Raw genomic sequence first — 25,087 nt, 5'->3', positions numbered from 1 at the left:
AAAAATTACAGTTTAAGTATATTCCTTTTATATAAAGATTTAAACTATTTTTAAAAAACTTAACATAAAATTAACCTAAATATACTAAAAATAGAAATTTAGAGTTAATCGTTTTAAACGTCTATTCTCGGTTTTTAAATATAATGCAAGTCCTGCACCTACTTGACCTCCTCCAGCCATCATAAGTATATGTAATAAATAATTTATTCCTTGCGTATATCTATTAGGATCATTTAATATTGCATGCATTGACGTTAATGCTTGATGTAATCCAACTGCTACTAATGGTAAAAATCCTGCTCATAATATATAACCACCATTTACTTGATGTTTTGTTTGCTTTTGCAAGATCTTCTGCTTTGATTTTATCTAAAATTCCTAATGCAATACCTGTTAATTTAGAAAATTCTACCCCTACTTTTGCTACTTTTCCTTAACCAAAGACTACTTGTAAATTATCTGATTGAACTATCCCTATAGCCCCTTCTATTTTATTTATAATTTCGAAATTAACTTTTTATGAATCTTTAATACTAATATGAAGCCTTGTTATTCAAGTTGCATTACTTAAAACATTTTCTCTTCCACCTACTGCAATTAAAACTTCCTTTGCAATTCTTTTATAATTTATAAATAACTCCTTTCTATAATCTTAATATTCATAAATCTTATACTAAACTTTTGTATTGTTTTAATAAAAGTACTTAATTATTTGTTTAATACATTTTTATTAAAAATTTTTTAATATATGTCATATTTTTTCATTTTAACTATTTCATTTTGAAATATTATTTCAACCAATTTTATTTTATATAATAAAATTATTCATTTAAATTAATAGCTTTTTATGATATTAATAAAAATCATGAATATTTTGCATATTATTTTTACTAAGAAATCATTAGATATATAAAAACTCACAATAGTAATATAATAATAATCTATAGTTTTGTGAAAAATAAAATTATAGACTATTACTATATTAAATTTATATAATATATAAAGTATTTATTTTTGATAGTAATTTATTTAATTTTTAATATCTTTAATTAGGTTATAATATATATTACTTACATACTTTTACTCACTTCTTTATAAAAATTATCTAATCCAATTCTATCAATAAAAAATCCTAATTTTTCTCCATCTTCTGCATGTTTTTTGTAATATATAAAAATATTATCTACTAACTTTAATGCTTGCTTCTCTGTTAAATCTTTAGCAATAATATCTGCCATTCTTGGATTATGTCCAGCTGACCCTCCAACCGTTACAATAAATCCAGTTTTATCTGCAATTACTCCAACATCTTTGCTATATACACTTCCACAAGCATTTCTACATCCTGCCACTCCTATCTTAGTTCTGCAAGGCATATCTTTCCACTTATATTTATTTAGAAGTTTCATTCCAGTACTAATCGTATTATATTTTGATCTTTTACAAAACCCTGCTGGACACATCTCAACATTCTTTACTGAGTTTTGGCTTTTTACTGCCGGCTCCATGCCAAGTTCTTTCCATATTTTTTCTAAATCTTCTTTTTCAAGATTTGTTATTAATATTCTTTGTCCAGATGTTATCTTTATTACTCCATTAAATTTTTTAACTACATCAACAATTTTTTGCAAATTATCTGTAGTAATAAATCCACCTGGAATATATGGTGTTATAGCATATTTCCTTTTTCCGTTTGTTATTTTTTGAAGATTTCCAAAATCCATTTTTCTTCCTCCTATTAAACATTTCATATTAGTATTTCTATCTATTTCTCATAAAATCACTTTTTTAAAATTATCTATATCTACTTTATATAAACTACATTTTAATATAAGTTATCCACTAAATTATATTTTTATAATCTTTTGAATAATTAAAAAATTCACCACTAAAAGTGATGAATTTTTAAACACAAATTATTATTTATTATTCTTTTTTGCAAGATAAGGCATAATTAAGCCTAAACTAATTAATACAAATGGTGTTACAATATTAAGTAATAATTTAAACAAATCAGTTGAGTACATACCTCCAATACATGCAAAAGCAGTAAATGCAAAACACCATGCACCTAGAATAATACCTAGTGTATCATTCTTTACAAAATAATATTCTCTATTAAACTTTTGTCCTGCTTTTTTAAGTGCAATATATGCAGCAAACACCCATAAATAACGAAGAGGCATGCATACAGCATTTAACTTTACTAACCACTTTACTAGTTCATCTACACTTCCAATTCCAAAAGCTGGTATTATTATTAGAATTGAAACAATAACTAAAATAAGTTTATTTCCATTTGTATATGATCCATATTTATTTTTTATAAACATTTTCTCAGGAATAAAATGTTTATCTGCACTATCAAGTAACATACGTAAAGGTGCATCAATTGATATAATTAAAACTGAAAATTGACCTATAAGGTTTGTAATTGCATATATAATTACAAATAAATTTCCTAAATGATAATATTCCCCTAACTTTTGAAATGCATAATATGCACCATTTGTCATTAAATCTTTAGGTACATTATTTGAATCAAACATCATTCCAAGTGAAACTGTACCTAAAATTGCACATACAGCAACCATAATTGCTAAAGCAATCATACCTTTTGAAAAACCTCTTTCTGGATTTTTCATCTGATTAACATAAGGGGAGATTTTTTCACAGCCTCCAACTGCAAATACTAAAATAGCTAAACTAGTAAAAAATTTCGTATCAAAGGTTGGCATAAATGTTTTAACAGACCAATCAATAGAATTTAAATGTGCATCTGTGATTGCTGGTGCTGCTATCATTAAAACAATAAATAAAATAGACATTACAAACATTGATGTCCCTGCAAGCGTTGCTAATTTTTTTAATGGATTTAATCCCTTTGATGCAATATAAAGTCCAACCAAAAAAATTATTAAGCAAATTAATTGCATAACTTTGGGATTCATTGAACTAATCCTTTTATCTTGAAAAATAGCCCAACTTGTTGCTATCATAACATTTGAAGGCTTCTGTGAGATATAAGGCATATGAACTACCCAATATGTCCAACCAGCATAATATGCAATTTTAGGTCCTATAGTTTCATTAATCCATGAACTTACTCCGCCACCATGCTCTTTAAATGCTGATCCTAATTCTCCTACCATTAAAGCATAAGGTACAAAATAAATCGCAAAAATTATAATCCAAGAAACAATTGCTTTAAGACCATTATATTCTGAGAAACCGTTAACAACATTACCAAAACCCCATACTGCTGAAAAAGCCATAAAAGCTAATGTGTACCAAACAATCTGTTTATTTTTATTTTCTGACATAACATGCCCCTTTCCTATTTCTTAATATTATTATTTAAATAATAACTTATACGCTTGTCTTTGTACACGTTTTCTACAAAATAGGTATTGCTTTTTTTATTTTTCATATTTCATTTTATATTTAATTATAATAATTAAACCATACAGCATATCTTTTCTATATAAAACAAATTTCAACATTAGCACTATTTAAATTTATATAAAATGTTTCTTTGATTTTACATACAAGATAATATACTGTTTATACTTTTTTCTAAATTAACATTTAAATAATATACAATATATATAATAAACCATAGCATCAATAAGTTTTTTCTAGTACATTTTATTGATAATAATCTACTTGGTTACATAAAAATTTCTAAAAAAGTTATAAAGCTTCAATTGAAATTGATTTAGAAATATTAACTAATTAGATTAACAATATATGATACAATAACCTTTTTTTATATTAAAAATATGATAAAATTAATGTATTGGACTATCTTTTAATGAACTTTATACTATAATATAAATACTATTTTAGAATACATCCAATAACAAAAATAATTTTATAGGGAGCGATTTTTATGACACATCCATCAGAATATCTTAGTCAAGGATATAACTGTGCAGAATCTTTAATAAAATCATATAATGAAAATTTCAATGAAAATATCCCACTTGCACTAGGTAGTGGGATGGGAGCTGGATTAACAGTAGGAAGTCTTTGTGGTGCTATAAATGCCGGAATTTTAGTAATAGGTTACTTGAAAGGTAGAAGCAGTAATAGTGAGAATAATATGGCTAGGAATTATTCCAAAGAATTTATAACAAAAATTAAAGAAAACTATACTACTGAAATATGTAAGGAATTAAAAGCAAATAAAATTAGTTGTGCTGAAATAGTAGATTTTTCTTATAAAACATTAATAAGCGTCTTAGAAAAATAAAATTTATTTTTTTAAGTTTTGTAAATATAGGTGGACATCCACCTATATTTTTAGATATTCTTTAATTTCAAATAAATTTCCAAAACTCCTATTACAATATTTCTTTATTTCTTCATCAGATTTTTTCAAATCTTCCACATGTAAACCAACCATATTGGCATTATAAGCTGCTCTTATTCCAGCAGGTGAATCTTCTATAACAATACATTTTTTAGGACTTACAGAAAGTTTTTTTGCCGCATCTAAAAATATTTCTGGATTTGGCTTTGACTTTGTTACATCATCTCCACAAACTATTGCATCAAATATATTCTTAATATTACCAATTTTCAATTGTTTATCTAATCTGTTTCTTTTAGCTGAAGTTGCAAGAGCTACTTTATATCCATTTTTCTTTAAAGACTTTAATATTTCAATAGCACCAGGTTTTATAGGAACTTCCCCCGAATCTATAATTTGTAATAATAATTCATCTTTTTCATCATACATTTTCATTATTGGTAAGTTATCGCCATATATATCTACAAAAGTCTTAATAACATTTTCACGTCCTCTTCCCATTACAGTTACATAAACATCTTTAGTCATTTTATACCCATATTTATTAAAAATGTTTGTCCAAATTTCTAAATAAATCCTTTCTGTATCAAAGATAACTCCATCCATGTCAAATAATACTGCTTCAATTTCTTTCATATTTTTCCTCCGTAAACTTAAATCTTTATCTTCTCTTAATAGAATATAGTTCTTTATATCATTTAAATTTAAATTTTTATAAAATATTTAATAACTCATACTTATTTATCATTATAATACAAATTTATTTAATATAATATATTTTCTAAATTTCTATAATATTTAATTTTAACTTATTCAGTTAATATGTATACATTTTTCTTTTGTTCTTGTTATAAATTTTATATTAAGGTATCAACACTATTTTAAAACATAAATTATATTTTTAATTATGATTTATATATTTCATGGTACATTTAGTTCTTCAATATAATATTTTACAGTATAGATATATTTAATATTAAGCTAACTATTTTTTATAAAATTTCTAGATAAATTATATGAAGAGGTGTTTTATGAAAACTTTGAAATTAATACTCGGAACCATTTCTTTCATATTGGTTTTAATTATTGCATTTCAATCATGTGCCATAGGACTTGAAGATACTTTTAATGGGACTAATGGTGGTATTGAATTTGTCCTTGCATTATTTATGCTAATAGGAGGGATAATTGGTGTTATAAATAGGAATTCTAGATCTTTCTCTATTACAGCTGGTTGCTTTTATATTATTGGTGGTATTATAGGCTGTTTAAATTCTCCCCTACATTCTGATTTAAGAATATGGTCAATCATTTCTCTTATCTGTGCCTTTCTCTTTATTAGTATAGCTACTAAACAAAAAATTTAAAATTATTAATAAATTATTTACTAATTATAATTTTTAAATAAGAAAAAATATAGAATAAATAGTCTATTTAAATGTTACACTATTTATTCTATATAATCGATTGTTTTAAAAACTTAATGGTAGCTTAATTTTATTTTATCCATACTCCATTTGAACCTAGTACATAACTGTCTACTACACTACTTTTAACCATTGCTCCATCAGTATTTAAATAATACCAAATATTATCTTTATCTTTTAACCACCCAATTTTCATTGCTCCTAATGAACTCATATAATACCAAAGTCCATTATCATTTAACCATCCTATTTTCATCGCTCCTGATGATTGCAGATAGTACCAAGTACCGTTATATTTTAACCATCCTGTTTTCATCGCTCCATCTTCATTAAAATAGTACCAAAGTCCATTTATATACTTCCAACCTTTTTCCATAATACCATCATCACCAAAATGATACCATTTTTTATTATTATACAACCATTCCTTAAGAGCAATCCCATTTTCACCTAAATAATACCAATTTTTATTCAAATTTATTCTTTCAATATACCAATCATTCATAATAAGTTTTCCATTTGAATCATATCTATATAGATTTCCATCTTCATTAAACCATTGATCATATTTAGGTTTCATATTTAAAACATATGTATTTCTACAATTAATATTTTTAGAATCTTGAACTTCTATTTCTATTTCTTTAAGTTCTAAATCTAAATAAATCTCTCTTTCAAATGTTGGATCTATTATAACACCATTAATTCGTACTATGTCTTTAAGATTTTCTGGTTCTACTTTAATTAAAATACTTTTAATTGACTTATCTAAATCTAAATAATAATAATTATCTTTTTTACTTGCATCTAATTTAAACTCAATATTTCCATCATTTAAAATAATATTTTTCAACTTAATATCTTCTGTTTTATTAAATTTCAAATCATCTTTTTTATATATCGCAGCTTTATAATTATTCACAGTACCATTTTTATTTTCAAATCTTATATTAAATATATTTTTGTTTTTGCCTAAGATAACTTGTTTTTCATATATACGATTTTTAATACTATTCTCTGTTACTGTTTGTCCATCAATTATAATTTTTGAATTTTCTTTATTACATATACATTTAAGTGTAACTTTATCTAACAATTTACTTACAGTTATATTATATAAGTTTCTATCACTAAAACTTTGATTAAGGAATATATTATCGTCTTGTCCAAAATTTCTACCTATAAAAAAAGGTGTTCTTAGACTAATTAAAATATCATTATTTACTTCACTTGCATATACTGTTTTTTTATTTATTAAATTAAAATGATTTCGTGGTACAAATATATTAAATACATTAATTATAATTATTGCTACAATTATACGTTTAGTATTTTTATTCATAATTATTCCTCCAAATGATATATATCTTATTTTACCATTTAATAAAATAATTGTGAATTTATATAGTCTTAATAATTTCTTAATTCTTGATTTAATAATTTTATCTTATTTTTACTAAAAAATATATCTAAAAAGACAATAAAATAACTTTCTATAATTAATATTGTCATTATTTTAATATTACTGGAAATTCTCATTTCCAGTAATATTTTTTTCTATTTAAGAAATATAATATTATTTTATAATCTTTTTAACATTTCAATAAAACTAAATTTCTTATTCTATATAAGCTAAATATCCAATTTATCAATCATATTTTTCATAGATTCAAATTCACCCATATCAAGCCATGCTCCATCTGTTACTGGATATATTCCTACTTTATCATTTCCAGATAAAGATTTGTAAATGATCTCTGTCATATTGCAATAACTATCTCCATCAAGATATTCAAGAATTTCCGGTTCTAGTATATACATTCCTGTATTCACTAAAAATTCATAATTAGGTTTTTCATCTAAAGATTTAATACTTCCATCATCATTTAAATTAAAAACACCGTATGGTATCACATAATTCTTTAAAGCCGTAACTACAGTAATTTTATTTTTACATTTTTTATGAAATTTTAATATATCAGAATAATTTGCATCAACTAATATATCACAATTAGTTACAAAAAAAGTATCTTTTAAAGTATTCTTCAATAAAAACAAGCTTCCAGCTGTACCTAATGGTTTATCTTCTTCAGTAAATGATATATTATAAGAAACCTCTTTACTAAAATATGCTTTAATTATATCTTTTTTATAATTAATTGTTATATGAAAATTATTAAAATTAAAACACAAAAATCTATCTATTATTCTTTCTATAATAGGAATATCTCCTATTGGTAATAGCATTTTGGGAATGAATTTTGTATATGGCTGTAATCTAGTTCCTTTCCCCCCAGCCATTATAACTACAGGAATATTGCTGGTCTTAAAATAACTAAACTCCTTTTGATAAATATCATTCCAAAATACTATGTCAATAACCTCATTCTTATCATTAACTATAGGTATTGCCTCAATCTTATATTGTTTTAATAAATTCTCAGCATTATCTTTATCTTTTATCAATACATATTTTGGTGACTTATTCATTATTTTATCTATAGACATTGAAACATCACCATTTTTTAATATCCACCTTCTAATATCACCATCTGTTACAACACCAAGTAGTTTTTTATCTTGTACAACAACTATTATTTTTTTTCCAATCTTATCTAAAGTATCAATCCCTTGTCTTATTGATATATCTTTACTCACTAAAAGATTACTTATATCCATAAGAACTCTCCTTTTCCTACTAAGTGTTATTTGTATAGTATAAAAAAACTTATTATTAGTTTTTTTATACTATATTTCTATAAAAACTTTTTGTTTATTTGTATTATCTATTTTATCATTTTCAAATATTTTTATCTTATAATAATGATTAATATCAAATATTTTAAAGCAAAATTCTCCAAACTCATTTGTAGTAGTATCCATACAATAAATATTTCCTCTATTTTCCAACTTAAGATTTATAAGCTTTCTTTTATCTTCTGATAATACTATTTCTAATATTACTATAGCATTTTTAACAGGACTCATATCTTCATTGTATACATATCCTCTAATTAATACTCCTTTATAACAATTATAACAATTAATTTTTTTCATAATTACCTCATATTATTAATGAAAATTAAACTTCATTAATCATTGGTTGATATACATCTAATATATAATCAATTTTAGGATTTAATGGTAGTAAAACAGAATATTCACCATATATATTAGTAATTAAATATCCAAACTCTTTAATTAGTGGTGGATAATCATTATTATTTATTTCTCTAATAACTATAACAGCATTAATTATAGGTTTTTTAAATTGATCTACTACCTTTCCAATTAACAATATATCTGTAGATTTATTCATAATAATTTTTTTATTTATTATATTACACCTTTTTAATTCACTTGGACTTATTAAGATTTCTTTATATGAACTCAAATACTCCACCCTCTATAACTCTATATTAAAGGAGAATATATAGAAAATTCATAATCCATCCCACATTTTGCTTCTAAAGAAAATACATATTCTCCTTTATCATTTGTAAAACAATATCCTAAAATCGTATATTTTTTACTATATGGATTAATTTCTTTTACTTCAATAACCGCTCCAATTGATGGTTCAAGATTTTCATTGTATATCTTTCCCTTAATAATACTTAACTGTTTCATTTTTGCAATTATATCTAATTGCAAACTATCCAGACTCATCAACTTACATCCATATAATATTATTGAATTTTTATTTTTCATTTTTATACACTACTTATTTTCTTTTATTGGTTCAGGAGTTTCAATATTTGGTTCTGTCTCTATTGTTACTTGTATTTGGTTTTTACCTTTAAGTTGATCTGCTGATATTACAAATCCATTTTGTTCTTTACCATCAACTATTAAATTCTTTATTTTCATTTCCCTATAGACTTCACCATCTATTTTTATCTCTGCCATCTACTGTTCCTCCTTAAATTAAATAGTATCTCTTATTATAATATGAATTTATTCAAATTTTGAAACTTCATCTTGTATAATTTTTTTAGCTTCTATAAGCATCTCATTCATTCTTTTAAAATAGTTTAAAAATGCTTTTCCTTGATATTTCATATTTGAAGTTAATCTATCATAATCTTTTGCAAGCATAGCAAAACTCTCTCTTTTTATAGAAAACATAAATTTATTAAAATAACCTCCTAAATAAAAACTTTCCAAAGAAGATTCAAAAGTTTCGACTATATTTAATATGAATAGAAACCTTTGAAAATCTATATCATTTTCATCAATATTAACTAAAGATTTCTCCTCTTTAAGATTGGATAAAATTGTACATTGTTCTATTCCTTGTTCAGATTTTTCAATAAAAATATCCACAAAATTAATTATAGAATCAATTACCTTATTATAATCTAAATCAATACATTTATTAGGTTTTAACTTCTTTTTATTCTTATCAAAAATATTCAACTTGAATATATCTGATAATTCTTTATGAGGAGCACCTTTTATATCAGCGCCATATGATGCATTTATAAATTCTACATTTCTTCCTGTTTTATATTGCTCTATATGATATTCCATACTATCTTTAAAAACGTTTAGAGTGCTTGTTGTTCTAATATTATTTCCAAAAACATCTTTTACAAATTTATTAGCTAAATTAGTATTAATAGTATTATCTACACTAAAAGTAGCTTTAGTTGAATGATGTTTATTATAAGTGTATGCTAAATCTTGTCCTATTAATATTATTGGATTACAACCTAATAAATTAGCCATAGATAGACACGTATGTGCTACTGATCCTCCTTGAGATAATCCTCCATATCTATTCATTTCATTAATTATTTTAGAAAAAACATTAGAAATATATATTTTTTCTCCTCTATAATTCTTTACTAAATATCTATTACTATATTCATAATACAATAAAGGAATATCTTCTTTTAGATTTTCTTTCATCATATCATACATCGCATCTGATGGATCTATAGATACAATTAAATCTGGTTTTATTCCGTTTTCTATTAATGTTGAAAAAGTTCTATTGCTTGCTATAACAAAAGATTTTTTCACTTTATCAATATTTCTAATCATATCTTCTATATTTTTATCTAAAGATGGTCCTGCTGAAACTATAAAAGCAGGAACATCTTTATTAATTTCAACATATGAATTTAAAGGACTAGATTCTTTTATAATTTTAAGATTTTCTATAGAGTTTCTCATAAAAGATTCTTTACATCTATAAGCTAAAGTTATATTTCCTGATATAGAAAAATATAAAGAATCTATTGATTCTATTAATTTTTCATATTCATCTTTATATATTTCACTGTAATTTCCAAAAGCATGAACATATAAATTGTCAAAATTATCTCCATTGATTACTGAAGATAAAATATCATCTATTGATTCTTCATCATATAAAATTATACTTATATTCTTCTCTAAAATAGTCTCCTTATTTTTGTTGAAAATTTCTTCATTTGGTTCAAAAATTATTACTCTATTATTTTTACATAATATTGTTTTTAACTCTTTTAAATATTCTCCGGTATCTAATCCAAAAATAATTATAAATGAATCAAATTTAAGTCCATCTAAGTTATCAATTAATTTATTAATATCTTTTCTATAATTTATATCATCTGCTAAATAATATTCATTACTATCTTTTTTAATCTTATATAATTTATACCCATCTAATGAATTATATCTTTTCATCTATACCCCCTAAATTCACAGAAAGATACAGTATAACTATACTGTATCTCCCTTTTTTTATATTAATTTACTTTTTTATATTAAATTATTTTAACCGTGTGCATAGAATTTCAAAGTTATTGGTGCTCCTGTATTAACAGTTACCCCATATCTACCTTCACTATTTCCAAATGTTTCTATCGCTGCATTTCCTTCTGAACCTGCAACAGTTGAATACCATCCTAAAACTGTACCACTTTTTAATATAACTGTAGCGGAATAAACTCCACCTGTACTTGATACATGCAAACTTGTACCTATAGCTGTTCCATAAATAAATGCTAAATCCCAAGCAGTAGTTCCAATTGTTTTAATTAATTTATTTCCATTAACATTAGATATAGAAGTAGCTCCTAAAGTAACTGCCAAAGGTTTATAAGTTGCCATAATATTTCCTCCTTGATTTTAATCTTTAGTATCTAATTATATTATATGGATTTCACTCTATAGATGTGATTAAATTTAAAAGTTTTATCTAAATATTTATAGATGAATATGCTTTAAATTCATAAGATATACCTAGATTTCTTGGAATTGATACTCCATAAATGCCATGTTCATCACTAAAAGTTATACCTACATACTTTTTTTTAGCTGGACAATATCTTTTATCAATTGAAAATATAGTTATTGCAGCATTAGCTAATGGATTTTTATACGGACTCAATACTTTTCCTGTAACTAATATATATTCACTTTCTGGAAAAATAACATTAAAATTTATAATTTTACATTTTCTGATCTTCTTTCCTGATATTATTTTTTTTACACTAGCACACATTTTTCTCACCCCCTAGAAAGGTAAATAATTAAACTTAAGCATATAAGTAATGCACTTATTAGCCCTAAAATAAACTATTTTTATTTCACCAGTTTCTTTAAAGTTATTTCTTAAAAGACATCTTTTAGATCTAATATTATCCCTAAATACCCATGCAATAATCTCTTTAACTTCTTTATACTTTTCTATACAATGTCTAACTAATAATCTTACAATATCATTTCCTAAACCTTGTCCTATAAATTTTGATGAAATGGCATAAGAAATTTCTATACTATCTTTTTTAAAATCAATATATCCATATCCTACTGCAATATCATCATTAATACTTCTTGCAATAAATATCTGTCTGTTCTTATTATTTAATTGTTCTTCACACCATTTATAAAACTTTTTTTCATTTGGTTTATCACTATAGTTCGTCCAATATATATTTTCTTTTTCACACTTTATAAAAAAAAATTCTTTAAAACTTTCTCTAGTAAGATTACTTAAATATATCTCCATTTTTATTCCCCCACTGTTTATCTCCATTTTAAATTCTCTCATTTAATAAAATTACTTTTGTTTAAATCTTTAATAGTTTATTATTTAACTCTAATTTACCATTTTCAAAAAATTTCAATTTATTTTTCTACATTTTATATTGAAGAAAAAGTTCAGCCTTTTTCCCATTAATATTTTCCCATTTATTTATTAAATAATCATACACTTCTTTATTATGAACTCTTTTGCCAATATAAAAATCAGCTGTATTTTTACAAAAACTTTTCTTAAATTTATATAAATTATCATTTATGTTATCAGTTAATCCTCCACCAAAATGAAATTTATGAAATTTATTATTTTTTGCATACTTTATAGCTGTCCATAATAAAAAATTATTAGGTGAATATTTTAAATACTCTTTTAAACTTCCTGACAAATGATAATGAAAATTTGTGTATCCTTTTAAAAATATAGAACTGGCTATTGTAAGATCTCCTAAATTCACACTAATACATACATTATCTAGTTTAGTTAAATTATTAAAATATTCTTCACTAAAATAGTACTTAGGGCTAGCCTTTACTTTATCCATAGTTATTTTATATACATTTTTAAACTGTTCTAAATTAGAATCAAAATTCACAGTAAGTCCTAATTTTTGTGCCTTTCTTATAACATTTCTATTTTTTGAAGTAATATCATTTTTCCAAATTTCTTCAATAGATTTATCTAAATTTATATAAGTTGTAGTTCTATTATGAACTACTTTAATATTATCTCTAAATAAGTTATGATTATTTAAAAATGGATGGAATCTTATAAATTCTGCTATAATATTGTTTTGAAAACAATATTCTTTAAAAATTCTTTCAAACTTTCTGACAAAATTTATATCACTAGTATTTACTATTGGACCTCCATACCCATAAGCCGTTTCTATATCATAATATGAATTATCTAATTCATATCCATTTATAGTATTTATTAAAAATGGATATATTGCTAAATTATCTTTGTCTTTATAAATAAATAATTTTCCAAAACTATTTCCATTAGCTTCGTAAAGTTTATAATATTCACTTGTGAAATATATATCTCTAAATTGTGGTGATAACTTGTTAATATATCTATTCCACTTATTACTTGAAGTGTCTAAAAACTCTATCAATATGAACTCACCTCATCATTTATTTAATTTTAACTTTTTTATCTTAAAATAGTCTTTAAAGTTCTAACTAAATAATCCATATTTTCTATTCCATATCTCCAATCAATTGGTAAACTTAATATATTTTTAGATATATTTAAAGAAGCTTCAAAGTTCTTTATCCATTTTTCTTCTCTTAAATCCCAATGAATTGGAGCATATATATTATTTTTCATAAGTTCTTTTCTTACATAATCACGATTTATCAAAAAAATTGGAAAAGCTAAAGGTATACTATTATTTAAGTCTTCATCATCATATATGAACTCAATATCTGATATATTTTTAAGATTACTAAAGAGATATTTATAATTTTCTTTTCTTTTTTTAATTAGTGCTTCTACTGGAATATGATTTAGAAACTCCTTATATTTCTGATTAATTCGATATACCTTTTTCCTTTTATAATATTCTCTATGAGCTCTATCAAAAAGCTTTAAAAAATCCCTTTCTTCACCAGTGCCTTCTGATATAAATTTTCTTTTCTTTTCTCTTGCTTGTTCTACAATATTAAAATAATCATCTTCAACCGATTCTAACTCTATATTTTTATTACATAAAACTATAGAACCATCTATTGGTAAGAACTTTCTGTAGCTATTGAAAATATAATTTCCTATAAATCTTTGTTGCCTTTTAATCCAAAAGCTTTGGACTGCATCTTCAATTAATATTATTTTTTGTGATTTCAAACTTTTCAAAAAACTACGTACATTCTCTTTTTGATAAAAGCCAAAATAATCTATAAAAAATACAACTTTTACATTAAATTTAGCAATTAAATTTTTTAAAGTTTCTATTTTTAATTCTAACTTTTGATTTATCTCATAAAACTCATATTTTATTCCAATATTCTCTACAACTTCTATGATAGTTGGACATAAATATGATGGAAGTGCAAGTATTTCATTTTCTTTAAAATTAATATCATTTAATATAAACTCAATTGCACTCTTTCCACCATTTAAAAGAACGCCTATATTACTTATATCATTATAAATATTTTTATCCTGCAATTTATTTTCAAACCAAAATTCTCCTCCAATAGGCATGTTAAATTCATCCATAATTCTCCTCTTCTCTGAATTTTTTAGATAAATTCCTTAAATATATATTTAAACTTTTATTATATCTTTATTTTTTTAGAAGCTATTATTATTTCAGCAATTTTAAAATCCATCTCTGTATCTATATCTATAGAAGATTCTCTATCCATAATATATCCAGTCAAATTCTCTACTTCAAATGTTTTTTCTTTTTTTAATATTTCAGTTTTTATTAAAAAAATCGCACCATTATATCTATAAACTTTAGGTAAATCTTGTCTTCTCGTAATTCTTTCTCCTTCTTTAAGAAAATACTCAAGCTTTTCTCCTTTAAAAATATTAGTCCAGTAAGGATTGACTTCTGCCTCACATATAGATGCAATACCATCAAAATTGCTTTTTAATAGTTTTTCTATAGCTTCATCAATATGCTTTGTATTTCTTAATGGCGATGTACATTGAAGTAATAAAACATAATCTGAATAATATTCTTGTTCTTTTTCAAGATAATCAATCATCTGTAAAATACTCTCTACAGTTGGAGAACTATCTCCAGCTAACTCATTAGGTCTTAAACAAGGTATTTCTGCACCATATATTTTAGAAATTTCAGCAATTTCCTTATCTTCAGTACTTACAACAACACGTTTAATATATTTACTCTTTAAAGCTGATTTAATAGTGTATCCTATTAAATGTATCCCTTTTAACTTTCTTAAATTTTTTCTATATAGTCCTTTCGATCCCCCTCTAGCAGGAATAATCGCTAATATTTCCTTATTCATAATTTCTCCTTAATTAAAGAACTAATTTCCCCTTATAGTATTTATTCCATCATTTAAAGATTCAACTACAATGTCAATATCTTTCTTTTCTAAATTAGTACTACATGGAATATTTATAATTTTATTTATATATTCTTTAGCTTTTTCTACTTTATATACTTCACATTTTTTATAAGGTTTTTGATTTTGTATAAGGCCCCAAATAGGTCTAGTTTGAATTCCTTTTTCTAGTAAAAATAGAATTAATTCATCCCTTTTTAATCTATACTTACTATTATCTATTAGTAAAGAATAAAACCAATAGTTTGGTAACACATCTTTTCTAAAATCCATTAAAGATAACCCCTCAATGTTACTTATTTTAGATTTATATAGTTCATAATTTTCTTTTTTTATTTTTATAAAATCCTCTAATTGTTCTAATTGTGCTTTTCCTAATGCTGCTTGTAAATTACTCATTCTATAGTTATATCCTATTTCGTTATGAATGTAATATAAAGTATCATCTTTCGCTTGAGTCGATAAATATCTAGCTTTTGATAAAAGTTTTTGATCATTAGAAACTATCATTCCACCTCCGCCAGTAGTTATTATTTTATTACCATTAAACGAATATATCCCAAAATCACCTATCGTCCCTGCATACTTTCCTTTATATTTTCCACTTATAAACCTTGATCCTAAAGCTTCTGTAGCATCTTCAATAACTTTTAGCTTATATTTAGTTGCAATACTCATTATCTTTTCCATATTAGCAATGTTTCCAAAAACATGAACTACAACAATAGCTTTAATATGCTTTTTAGATTTATTATTAATTAATTTTCCTTCTATTAAATTACATTCTTCTCTGCAAAATCTTTCAAGCTTATCTACATCCATAGTTAACATATCATCACAATCCATAAATATCGGTTCTGCTCCAATATATTTAACTGGATTTACTGCTGCAATAAAAGTTAATGTTGGTACAATTACCTCATCACCATTACTAATTCCACTTAATATAAGTGATAAATGTATACCTGCTGTTCCACTTTGGCATGCCACAGCATCATTAACATTTAAATATTTAGACATTTCTTCTTCAAATTTGTTTATATAACTTCCTCCTGTTGATACCCATTCCTTATTTATTGCGTCTAAAATATACTTTTTTTCATTACCTTTTAAATTTGGTACTGATAAAGGTATAAAACTTTTCATAATCCACCTCCTATCAAGCTATACATTATATATATTGGTTTTATATTTAATTAAATTTTCTGGTATCTTAAACCATTCAATAGTTTCTTTGATTCCTTCCTCAAAAGTATATTTAGGTTTCCAATTAGTTAATTTCTTAATCTTTTTATTAGAGCCTAATAATCTATTTACCTCACTTTTTTCTGGTCTTAACCGTTGTTCGTCACAAATAACTTTTGCATCTTTATTTATTTGCTTAATTAATTCATCAGATAATTGTTTTATTGAAATCTCTTTCTCACTTGCTATATTAATTTCTTCTCCTATAGTTTTTTCAGATTTAGAAATCTCAATGAATCCTTTAGCTGTATCTTTTACATAGTTAAAATCTCTAGTTGGAGTTAATGAGCCTAATTTTATTTCTTTTTTGCCAGATAATAATTGAGTTATTATTGTAGGAATAACAGCTCTAGCAGATTGTCTAGGTCCATAGGTATTAAATGGCCTTACTATTGTTAAAGGTAATTTAAAGCTTCTATAAAAAGATTCAGCAATTCTATCTGCACCTATTTTAGTTGCAGAATATGGAGATTGTCCTTGAAAAGGATGATTTTCATCTATAGGTACATATTTAGCAGTTCCATAAACTTCTGATGTTGAAGTAATCAAAACTCTCTTAGTCTCTAAGTCTCTTGCTGCTTGTAATACATTTAATGTTCCTTTAATATTTGTATCTACATATGAATCTGGAGAATAATAACTAAATGGAATAGCTATTAAAGCCGCCAAATGGAATATGTCATCTATCCCCTTAATAGATTCTTTAACTCCATTTGGATCTCTTATATCACCTGTAAAAATTTCTATTTCCTTTTGTTTATTTTTATCTAATGTATCTAACCATCCCCAGGAGTTAAAAGAATTATAATGAACAAACGCTTTAACCTTATAACCTTCTTCTAATAATAACTCACATAAATGACTTCCAATAAATCCATCAGCACCTGTAACCAATACTTTCTTTGTCATAAAAATCCCCCTGTCTTCTATTTATTTACAAAAATCCACTTCTTAAATTATACCTTTCTGAGTTCCATCCAGGTTGTTCTAAGATTTAATTGTATTATAACTTTCTAAAAAATAATAAAATTTCTACTTAATAATATCCTTATAAATAAGATATTCATTTAAATACCATACAGTTCTTAAAATCTATTTAAGCATTTACTAATTCGAATAAATTAATTTATAGAACTTCTTTCAGAATTTACATATAATATCTTATAAACAATTTTAAAAAGTGATACTATGAGGTATGTTTTAAATATAAAAGAATGTGAATTTTTAGGTAGTGGCCATGAAGGAAGTGTTTATTTGACTCCTGAAGGATTTGCATTAAAAGTCTTTTATAAAAAAAAGAATGCTGACGCTGAAGTTAACATCTTAGAAAAAGTTAAAGATAGTAGATTCTTTCCAAAGGTTTTATTTATTGCAGGAAACATGGTTTTAAGAGAATATGTAGAAGGTGACAATCTTCATAAATTTTTAAAAGAGCATGGATTATCTTATAATCTATCTTGTGAAATAATAGATCTTATAGAAGATTTTAAAAAATTAGGGTTTAAACGGTTAAATATTAGAAATGCTCATATTTTTGTATGTAAAGATAACAAAATACAAATTATAGACCCTAGAGAACCATATAAAAAAAGTACTCCTTATCCTAAAGACATTATTAAAATCTTAGTTAAATTAAATCTTTTTGATAATTTTCTAAAACATCTTCTTTCATATAAACCTCATCTCCTTTCTTATTGGATTTCTGGATATAACTACTTTATAAATTTTTCTAAAAAAAGACGCCATGCACATAAACGTATTTGTTAAAATAACTAAAAAAATAACAGCAAGAATTTTAAAAAATTTCTTTGCTGTTATTTTAATCACACTTTATATTACCTTCTTAAATTTCATCTATAATTTAACATATTATAATGAATATATGTCTGAAAACTCTACATTGCATCTTTCTATTTTAGCTTCTAAAAGTCTATTTGATATATTATTTTTTTCAAGTAATTCAATTAATTTAATTGGTATATCAAATATAATTTCTGCTCCTTTAGTTTCATTATTTTTTGCTATAATTGTACCACCGTGCATTTCTACTAATGATTTCACTAAAGCTAATCCTATTCCACTTCCTTCACATCTTCTAGTAAATATATTTTCTGATTGTTTAAAACGTTCAAAAATTGTTTCAAGATTTTTTTCTGGTATTCCTATCCCATCATCTTTTACACTTACAATAATTTTTTGCTCTTCTCTATTAACTTTTAAATTTACTTCTATAATTCCATTAGTATCTGTATATTTTATTGAATTTGATAATAAATTTAAAATTATAGTTTCAAATTTATCTGGATCTATAGCAAGTATAACTTCCTCATCATTAGTATCAAAAACTATCTTTCGTCCTTTTCCTCCAATATATTCTGTAACAGATGATATTATGTCTTCAATTAAAGTAACTATATTATAATTTTCTAAATTTAAAGTATAATATCCTCCATCAATTTTTGTAATATCTATTAAATTATTTACAAGTCTTAATAATCTATATGCATTTTGTTTAATTCCATTGATATATTTATTAGGAACACTAATATATTTATTATCAATTGTATTTGCATCTTTAGAGTTCATTAATTGAACTGTAGCTAAAATTATATTTAATGGTGTTTTAAATTCATGTGATACATTTGCAAAAAAATCATTTTTAAAATTTTCTAATTCTATAGCCTTTTCTAATTTTTTTTTCTCTTTCTCTAATATTTTTTGATGATTTATATCTTTTCCAACTATATAAACTAATTTTTCTTTTTCTATGCAGCTCCAATTCCATTCAAATAACTTATATTCTCCATTTTTGCATAAAACTCTAACAGTTAGATATTCCCCTTTTCCACATTCATTTGAATAGTCTATTAATTTTATTGCTCTTTCTCTATCCTCTGGATGTACTATATTAAAAGCATTCATATTTAATAATTCTTCTTTACTCCATCCAAGTGCCTCTATACAATTTTGAGATACATTTTTAAATTTCTGATCTATACCTAAAATCCCCCATAAATCTGTTGCTATCTCTAAAAATGCTTTTAATTCTTTTTCACTTTTTTTACGTTTATCTAGTTCTTTTTTTAATGCTTTGGAAAGCATTCTATTTTTTATTATCATTCCAAATTTTTCACATGTAAACTTAATAAAATCGTCTTGTTTATATTTAGGTATATTTTCATCATTATAAAATATATTTAGCACTCCTAATAATTCATTTTCATATTTTATAGGATAAACTCTTATATACCCATAATAACTATCATCATATTTAAATTTATTAGATTTTTCCCATTCTAAAAAACTGTCACTTTCTCTAATATTTCTTGCTTTACTATATATATCTGTTGAAATTAACTCTTGCTTCACTTTTTCATCTATATATAATGTATATTTATCTTCTATAATCATAGCAGTACCACATTTTAATGTTAATGTTAATTTATTTAAATTTTTATCTTTCAAAAATACTGAAATCCCATCACATTCTAATCTCTTTTTTAAATCATTAATTATTTTATTTAACCCTTTGTCATGTTCAAAATCATCTTCTTTTTTATTATAGTTACAATTTAATAAATTGGATGTATTTTTCCCAATTTCATACATCATATTCTTATCTAAAGTTACTTCTCTAGAAATTCCCATAATAGAATTTTTATTTTTTTTACAAAGTTTAGAAAAGTATGTCTCAAAGCATCTATTCTCACCTTTAAAAATTATATTTTCTTCTATCAATATTCCTGTTTTACTATTCAAAATTTCCATATCTCTTTTTTCTAAATAATCATTTATTTCCTTTGAAAAACATTCAGAACTTTTCATATTTATAATATCTTCTTTATTCACAGATAATATATTTTCAAAAGCTTTATTAACATACTTAAATTTTCCATCTTCACCTTTAATCCATACTTTATATGGTATATTATCTAACAACATTTCTAAATCTTCTAAGCTATAATATTTATCCTTATTAATTATTTTATTTTCCATAATTTTATTCCCCCACTAAATAGCTGCTTCTTAACTTAAAGAAGTTTTTATGTTATATAAATTTCTCCATTTTTAGCTATATTTTAAAATATATTTTGAAAAATAAACTATTTATACCTTTAATTAAGTATATAATATTTATTTTTACAATACAACATAATATTACAATTTTTATATATATTATATTTAATTTAATAAAAAAAATATCAATAATAAACTTTCAGATAAAATATTAGCGAATTTCGTAATATTTTATTTATCTTTATCAAATTTTTCTTTATAAAAAATAAAAAAATCGCTAAGCGACTGTGGAGCGTCGATTTTTTTAGCCATGCACCCTTTCCAAACGTAGTGCAGGAATACTGGTGCGGCATATGATTATTTTTTATTCTTTAGGTTTTATTTCTTAATCTTTAAGCAATAATATACTCTAAGTTAACCACATATTTTTAAAAATATAATTTCCTCGTATTTGAAAATACGAGACCAGTTATACAAAAAAATAAAAATTTTTAAAATTATTTTTTTGTATAACTGGTCTAAAGAATAAAAAAACTATCTTAGAATAATATTTTAATTATTTTAAGATAGTTTATACTTTAATTTATATTATTAAATTTTCATTTTGCTAAATATATTAAAATTAAGATTATTTCATATCTTCAAAGATTTTGTTAATAATCTCTACTCTTTCATCTCCTAATATATTAGCTAACTTTACAGGCATATGTCCATTTTTATACACGCTATCGCCATTTGCTTTAATTATTTTAGATACTTTGCTTTCAAAATTATCATAAGATATAAGTTCCTCTAAGTATGTATCTACAAGATCCTTTAAACAAGTTGCTAATTCTCCTGGATTTTTATAAACAGCTCTCATTTGTTTTCCTCCATACTAATTTAAAAAATATTTCATATTGTATTATATAATAATATAATATATTTTCATATACTAAAAGTCTTGTATACGTTAAAATTTAAAAATTTAATATGAAAAATTTAAAAATAATTATTTATTTATCTAATTTTATTTGAAATTTCCATGATTTTATCATATAATTTTAATTGATTTTTATTAAATTTAGGGGGATTTTTTTATGATTAAAAAACGAAGTGTAGGAATATCAATACTTCTATCTTTTATCACTTGTGGTATTTACAGTTTATTTTGGATGGCATTTTTAAGTAATGAAACATCTGAATACTTACAAGAACAACAATCTGGTGTAACTGAAGTAATTCTTGGAATAATAACATGTGGACTTTACTTTATATACTGGAATTATAAAATGGGTAAAAGAATATATGATATACAACAACGTGCTGGAATTTTAGCTACTGATAATAGTCTTATATACTTAATTATTAGTTTATTTGGATTTAGCATTATTCCTGTATGGATTATTCAAAGTGATTTTAATAAACTTTTACCAGATGCATAAAACATATTAATGGACACTTTTAAAATCTATTTTAAAAATTTTTTTATTATGATTCTTATTGGAATTATTGTTATACTGATAAGTAAATATACAAATAAACCTACTTGCATATTTTATAACTACATTGGTATACCCTGTCCTACATGTGGTATTACAAGAGCATTTAAGTATTTAATAAAAGGAGATTTAAATAAAGCTTTTTATTTCCACCCATTATTTCCTTTGGTGTTATTATTTCCAATGTTTTGTACTAAATATTCAAAAAAGTTTATTTATATACTCAGTGCAATTTTTATAAGTGTATGGATAATACGATTATATTTATTATTTCCCAATACACCACCAATGAACATAAATAATGATTCTATTTTATTTAAAATATTATCATTATTCAAATAAAAAGTAGTATACATAAGATTTTAAAGCAATATTTTTAGATTTTTAATTCTAAAAAATATTGCTTTTTTTATTTTAAACTATGTTTTAAAAAAGTTAATATTCTAGTATAAGCTCATTGAGAGAGAACTTTACTTTAAAAAACTCTAAAACAAATTATTATATCATCATTTTAAAGAATGCATATGTTGTTTAACATCTTTCCACTCTACTATATAACCTTGACCTTTTGAGCAAAATATTGAACTTGATGTATACTCCCTATCAGAATTTTTGTTATATGCTATCTTGTTTATTATTTCTTCACTATTATGACAAATATAATATCCATCAAAGATTAAATTAATATTTCCTAATCCATGTGTAAATGCTATTAACTCTAGTGGATAATTCATAAATGTTGATACTGGTCCTTTTCCTTTTATTATATTTTTATCATCTAATAGCTCAGGAGTTTCAAATGTGCCATTTAATCTTTGAATATCAGATAAAATTTTACCTATATATTCTGTTGAAGCAGTTATCTTAAATCTATAAAATGGTTCTAATAATATGTTATTTGCTTGTTCTAATCCATGCCTTAATGCTCTATAAGTAGCTTCTCTAAAATCTCCACCACTTGTATGCTTTAGATGAGCCCTTCCATTTATTAAAGTGATTTTTAAATCAGTCAATTTAGAACCTGTCAAAATCCCTTTATGTTCTTTTTCAAATATATGTGACTTAATAAGATTTTGATATGATATAGTTAAATTATCCACATGACATTCATTTTTAAAAGTTATACCACTGTTTTTTTCACCAGGTTCTATTTTTAAAATTACTTCTGCATAATGTTTTAAAGGTTCAAAATGTCCATACCCATTAACAACATTTGAAATTGTCTCTTTATATAAAACTTCACATTCTCCAAATTCAATATCAAATTTAAACCTTTCTTTTATTATATCCTTTAAAACTTCTAATTGAATTTTACCCATTATATTTACATTTATTGTTTGCAAATCTTCATCTAAACTTACATTTAATCCTGGATCCTCTTCTTCTAGTATCTGAAAACAGGATAAAATCTCTTTTTTATTAAGTGCATCATCAAATATAACCTTTGCTTTTAATGTAGATACTATTTTATAGTCAATTTTTTTCTGCAATCCTCCTAAACCATCACCCACCTTAAATTTAGTTAATCCAGTTACTCCAAAAATATCTCCTGCAAAAGCTTCCTCCTGTAAGATAAACTTATCTCCATTGTATATTCTTATTTGATTAATCTTTTCATTCCTCTCCTCATCATCAAAATAACGTAATAAATTCTCTTTAACTTTTATACCTCCAGATAATGCCTTTATATAAGTTACTTTTTCACCTTTTTCATCATATCTTATCTTGTATATTCTTCCTAAAAAATTTTGCTTCTCATCATAGTTGGTATAAGTTAATAAATCTAATTTATTTATAAACTCTTTTATTCCTATATCTTTAAGAGCAGATCCAGAAAAACAAGGGAACATTTCATTATTTTTAATTTGTCTTTTCATTGAGTTAATCCATGAATCAATGTCAAAATTATTTTCTACATATTTATCTAATAGTATTTCATCCCGTTCTGCAATAAACTCTATTAGTTCACTACTCATATTATCTTTAGAAAATGATTCATCAATATAACAACTAGATTTGGTTAATTTTAATGAAATATCTCTTAAAATCTTTTCTACACTTGCCCCTTCTCTATCAATTTTATTTATAAAGAAGAATGTAGGCACTTTATACTTTCTAAGAAGTTCCCAAACGGTTTCAGTATGTGCTTGAACACCTTCAACTGCACTTATTATAACTACTGCATAATCCATTACTTCTATTGCTCTTTCCATTTCAGTAGAAAAATCTACATGTCCTGGTGTATCTATAAGATAATATGTTGAATTATTATAATTAAATATTGCTTGATCAGAAAATACAGTAATTCCTCTATCTTTCTCTATCTGATGACTATCTAAAAAAGCATTTTTATGATCAACTCTTCCTCTTTGTCTAATACTCTCTGTATGATATAATACTTGTTCTGCAAATGTTGTTTTTCCAGCATCTACATGAGCTAAAATACCTATTGTCTTTTTCATTATTTACTCTCTCCTAAATCTTAATAAAAAAACTTCTATTTCGTATAAATAATT

27 protein-coding genes are annotated in these 25,087 nt (G+C 24.0%); 5 read left to right on the top strand and 22 right to left on the bottom strand.

The window, feature by feature from the left end:
* Positions 1 to 84 precede the first annotated feature (84 nt).
* The 3 genes from KYD98_RS05230 to KYD98_RS05220 form a co-directional block, all read right to left on the bottom strand.
* Positions 85 to 249 (bottom strand): hypothetical protein, encoded by a 165-nt coding sequence (locus KYD98_RS05230; RefSeq protein WP_219778545.1) that lies wholly within the window; start codon positions 247 to 249, stop codon positions 85 to 87.
* A gap of 821 nt (positions 250 to 1,070) precedes the next feature.
* Entirely contained in the window at positions 1,071 to 1,724 is a 654-nt protein-coding gene (locus KYD98_RS05225) for a ferredoxin-like domain-containing protein (protein WP_219778544.1), read from the bottom strand.
* Positions 1,725 to 1,919: 195 nt separating this feature from the next.
* Positions 1,920 to 3,323: an amino acid permease gene (locus KYD98_RS05220; protein ID WP_219778543.1), complete on the bottom strand. Its 1,404-nt coding sequence runs from the start codon at positions 3,321 to 3,323 to the stop codon at positions 1,920 to 1,922.
* Between the two features lie 569 nt (positions 3,324 to 3,892).
* Between KYD98_RS05220 and KYD98_RS05215 the strand changes: the two genes are divergently transcribed.
* The gene (locus tag KYD98_RS05215) at positions 3,893 to 4,255 is read left to right on the top strand and encodes a C-GCAxxG-C-C family (seleno)protein (RefSeq protein ID WP_219778542.1); all 363 of its coding nucleotides are present in this window, start codon (positions 3,893 to 3,895) and stop codon (positions 4,253 to 4,255) included.
* Positions 4,256 to 4,297: 42 nt separating this feature from the next.
* On the opposite strand, the gene KYD98_RS05210 is transcribed toward KYD98_RS05215, so the two are convergent.
* Positions 4,298 to 4,951 carry an HAD family hydrolase gene (locus tag KYD98_RS05210; protein ID WP_219778541.1) on the bottom strand — a complete coding sequence of 218 codons (654 nt, stop codon included), beginning with the start codon at positions 4,949 to 4,951 and terminating at the stop codon, positions 4,298 to 4,300.
* Positions 4,952 to 5,346: 395 nt separating this feature from the next.
* On the opposite strand from KYD98_RS05210, the gene KYD98_RS05205 reads away from it, so the two are divergent.
* Positions 5,347 to 5,682, top strand: a complete 336-nt coding sequence (locus KYD98_RS05205; protein WP_219778540.1) for a hypothetical protein — start codon at positions 5,347 to 5,349, stop codon at positions 5,680 to 5,682.
* A 130-nt stretch (positions 5,683 to 5,812) separates the two neighbouring features.
* Here KYD98_RS05205 and KYD98_RS18380 read toward each other — a convergent pair whose 3' ends face one another.
* From KYD98_RS18380 to KYD98_RS05130, 15 genes are all read right to left on the bottom strand, one after another.
* Positions 5,813 to 7,084: a PspC-like choline-binding domain-containing protein gene (locus tag KYD98_RS18380; protein ID WP_219778539.1), complete on the bottom strand. Its 1,272-nt coding sequence runs from the start codon at positions 7,082 to 7,084 to the stop codon at positions 5,813 to 5,815.
* A gap of 290 nt (positions 7,085 to 7,374) precedes the next feature.
* The gene (locus tag KYD98_RS05195) at positions 7,375 to 8,421 is read right to left on the bottom strand and encodes a nucleotidyltransferase family protein (protein ID WP_219778538.1); all 1,047 of its coding nucleotides are present in this window, start codon (positions 8,419 to 8,421) and stop codon (positions 7,375 to 7,377) included.
* Between the two features lie 69 nt (positions 8,422 to 8,490).
* Complete coding sequence (locus tag KYD98_RS05190) at positions 8,491 to 8,799, bottom strand: hypothetical protein (RefSeq protein ID WP_219778537.1); 309 nt, start codon at positions 8,797 to 8,799, stop codon at positions 8,491 to 8,493.
* Positions 8,800 to 8,824: 25 nt separating this feature from the next.
* Positions 8,825 to 9,136: a peptidase associated/transthyretin-like domain-containing protein gene (locus KYD98_RS05185; protein WP_219778536.1), complete on the bottom strand. Its 312-nt coding sequence runs from the start codon at positions 9,134 to 9,136 to the stop codon at positions 8,825 to 8,827.
* 20 nt (positions 9,137 to 9,156) lie between these two features.
* Complete coding sequence (locus KYD98_RS05180) at positions 9,157 to 9,453, bottom strand: hypothetical protein (RefSeq protein ID WP_219778535.1); 297 nt, start codon at positions 9,451 to 9,453, stop codon at positions 9,157 to 9,159.
* A 9-nt stretch (positions 9,454 to 9,462) separates the two neighbouring features.
* On the bottom strand, positions 9,463 to 9,651 hold the full coding sequence (locus KYD98_RS05175) for a hypothetical protein (RefSeq protein WP_219778534.1): 189 nt from the start codon (positions 9,649 to 9,651) through the stop codon (positions 9,463 to 9,465).
* A gap of 48 nt (positions 9,652 to 9,699) precedes the next feature.
* The gene (locus KYD98_RS05170) at positions 9,700 to 11,421 is read right to left on the bottom strand and encodes a motility associated factor glycosyltransferase family protein (RefSeq protein ID WP_219778533.1); all 1,722 of its coding nucleotides are present in this window, start codon (positions 11,419 to 11,421) and stop codon (positions 9,700 to 9,702) included.
* A 90-nt stretch (positions 11,422 to 11,511) separates the two neighbouring features.
* Positions 11,512 to 11,847: a hypothetical protein gene (locus KYD98_RS05165; protein ID WP_219778532.1), complete on the bottom strand. Its 336-nt coding sequence runs from the start codon at positions 11,845 to 11,847 to the stop codon at positions 11,512 to 11,514.
* 88 nt (positions 11,848 to 11,935) lie between these two features.
* Positions 11,936 to 12,241: a carboxypeptidase regulatory-like domain-containing protein gene (locus KYD98_RS05160; protein ID WP_219778531.1), complete on the bottom strand. Its 306-nt coding sequence runs from the start codon at positions 12,239 to 12,241 to the stop codon at positions 11,936 to 11,938.
* 12 nt (positions 12,242 to 12,253) lie between these two features.
* Complete coding sequence (locus KYD98_RS05155; RefSeq protein WP_219778530.1) at positions 12,254 to 12,748, bottom strand: GNAT family N-acetyltransferase; 495 nt, start codon at positions 12,746 to 12,748, stop codon at positions 12,254 to 12,256.
* 127 nt (positions 12,749 to 12,875) lie between these two features.
* Positions 12,876 to 13,898 (bottom strand): lipid II:glycine glycyltransferase FemX, encoded by a 1,023-nt coding sequence (locus KYD98_RS05150; RefSeq protein ID WP_219778529.1) that lies wholly within the window; start codon positions 13,896 to 13,898, stop codon positions 12,876 to 12,878.
* A 38-nt stretch (positions 13,899 to 13,936) separates the two neighbouring features.
* Positions 13,937 to 15,004 (bottom strand): aspartate aminotransferase family protein, encoded by a 1,068-nt coding sequence (locus KYD98_RS05145; protein ID WP_219778528.1) that lies wholly within the window; start codon positions 15,002 to 15,004, stop codon positions 13,937 to 13,939.
* Positions 15,005 to 15,063: 59 nt separating this feature from the next.
* Entirely contained in the window at positions 15,064 to 15,768 is a 705-nt protein-coding gene (locus KYD98_RS05140; RefSeq protein WP_219778527.1) for an acylneuraminate cytidylyltransferase family protein, read from the bottom strand.
* Between the two features lie 21 nt (positions 15,769 to 15,789).
* On the bottom strand, positions 15,790 to 16,974 hold the full coding sequence (locus KYD98_RS05135; RefSeq protein WP_219778526.1) for a LegC family aminotransferase: 1,185 nt from the start codon (positions 16,972 to 16,974) through the stop codon (positions 15,790 to 15,792).
* A gap of 18 nt (positions 16,975 to 16,992) precedes the next feature.
* Positions 16,993 to 17,982: an NAD-dependent 4,6-dehydratase LegB gene (locus KYD98_RS05130; RefSeq protein ID WP_219778525.1), complete on the bottom strand. Its 990-nt coding sequence runs from the start codon at positions 17,980 to 17,982 to the stop codon at positions 16,993 to 16,995.
* Between the two features lie 279 nt (positions 17,983 to 18,261).
* Here KYD98_RS05130 and KYD98_RS05125 point away from each other — a divergent pair, with 279 nt between their 5' ends.
* Positions 18,262 to 18,840: a serine/threonine protein kinase gene (locus tag KYD98_RS05125; protein WP_219778524.1), complete on the top strand. Its 579-nt coding sequence runs from the start codon at positions 18,262 to 18,264 to the stop codon at positions 18,838 to 18,840.
* Positions 18,841 to 18,942: 102 nt separating this feature from the next.
* Here KYD98_RS05125 and KYD98_RS05120 read toward each other — a convergent pair whose 3' ends face one another.
* Both KYD98_RS05120 and KYD98_RS05115 read right to left on the bottom strand, forming a co-directional pair.
* Positions 18,943 to 21,069, bottom strand: coding sequence for a PAS domain-containing sensor histidine kinase (locus tag KYD98_RS05120; RefSeq protein ID WP_219778523.1), 2,127 nt, complete (start codon positions 21,067 to 21,069; stop codon positions 18,943 to 18,945).
* A gap of 649 nt (positions 21,070 to 21,718) precedes the next feature.
* Entirely contained in the window at positions 21,719 to 21,952 is a 234-nt protein-coding gene (locus tag KYD98_RS05115; RefSeq protein WP_219778522.1) for a TIGR04540 family protein, read from the bottom strand.
* A gap of 217 nt (positions 21,953 to 22,169) precedes the next feature.
* Here KYD98_RS05115 and KYD98_RS05110 point away from each other — a divergent pair, with 217 nt between their 5' ends.
* Together KYD98_RS05110 and KYD98_RS18485 are read left to right on the top strand one after the other, a co-directional pair.
* On the top strand, positions 22,170 to 22,514 hold the full coding sequence (locus tag KYD98_RS05110) for a DUF4234 domain-containing protein (protein WP_219778521.1): 345 nt from the start codon (positions 22,170 to 22,172) through the stop codon (positions 22,512 to 22,514).
* Between the two features lie 9 nt (positions 22,515 to 22,523).
* Complete coding sequence (locus KYD98_RS18485; RefSeq protein WP_219778520.1) at positions 22,524 to 22,913, top strand: DUF2752 domain-containing protein; 390 nt, start codon at positions 22,524 to 22,526, stop codon at positions 22,911 to 22,913.
* Between the two features lie 164 nt (positions 22,914 to 23,077).
* On the opposite strand, the gene KYD98_RS05100 is transcribed toward KYD98_RS18485, so the two are convergent.
* Positions 23,078 to 25,033: a GTP-binding protein gene (locus KYD98_RS05100; RefSeq protein ID WP_219778519.1), complete on the bottom strand. Its 1,956-nt coding sequence runs from the start codon at positions 25,031 to 25,033 to the stop codon at positions 23,078 to 23,080.
* Positions 25,034 to 25,087 lie beyond the last annotated feature (54 nt).

Source organism: Clostridium weizhouense, assembly GCF_019431045.1.
GTDB classification, from domain to species: Bacteria; Bacillota; Clostridia; order Clostridiales; family Clostridiaceae; genus Clostridium; species Clostridium weizhouense.
Note: the sequence above shows the minus strand (reverse complement) of the source record. Positions and strands in the feature narration are given on the sequence as shown.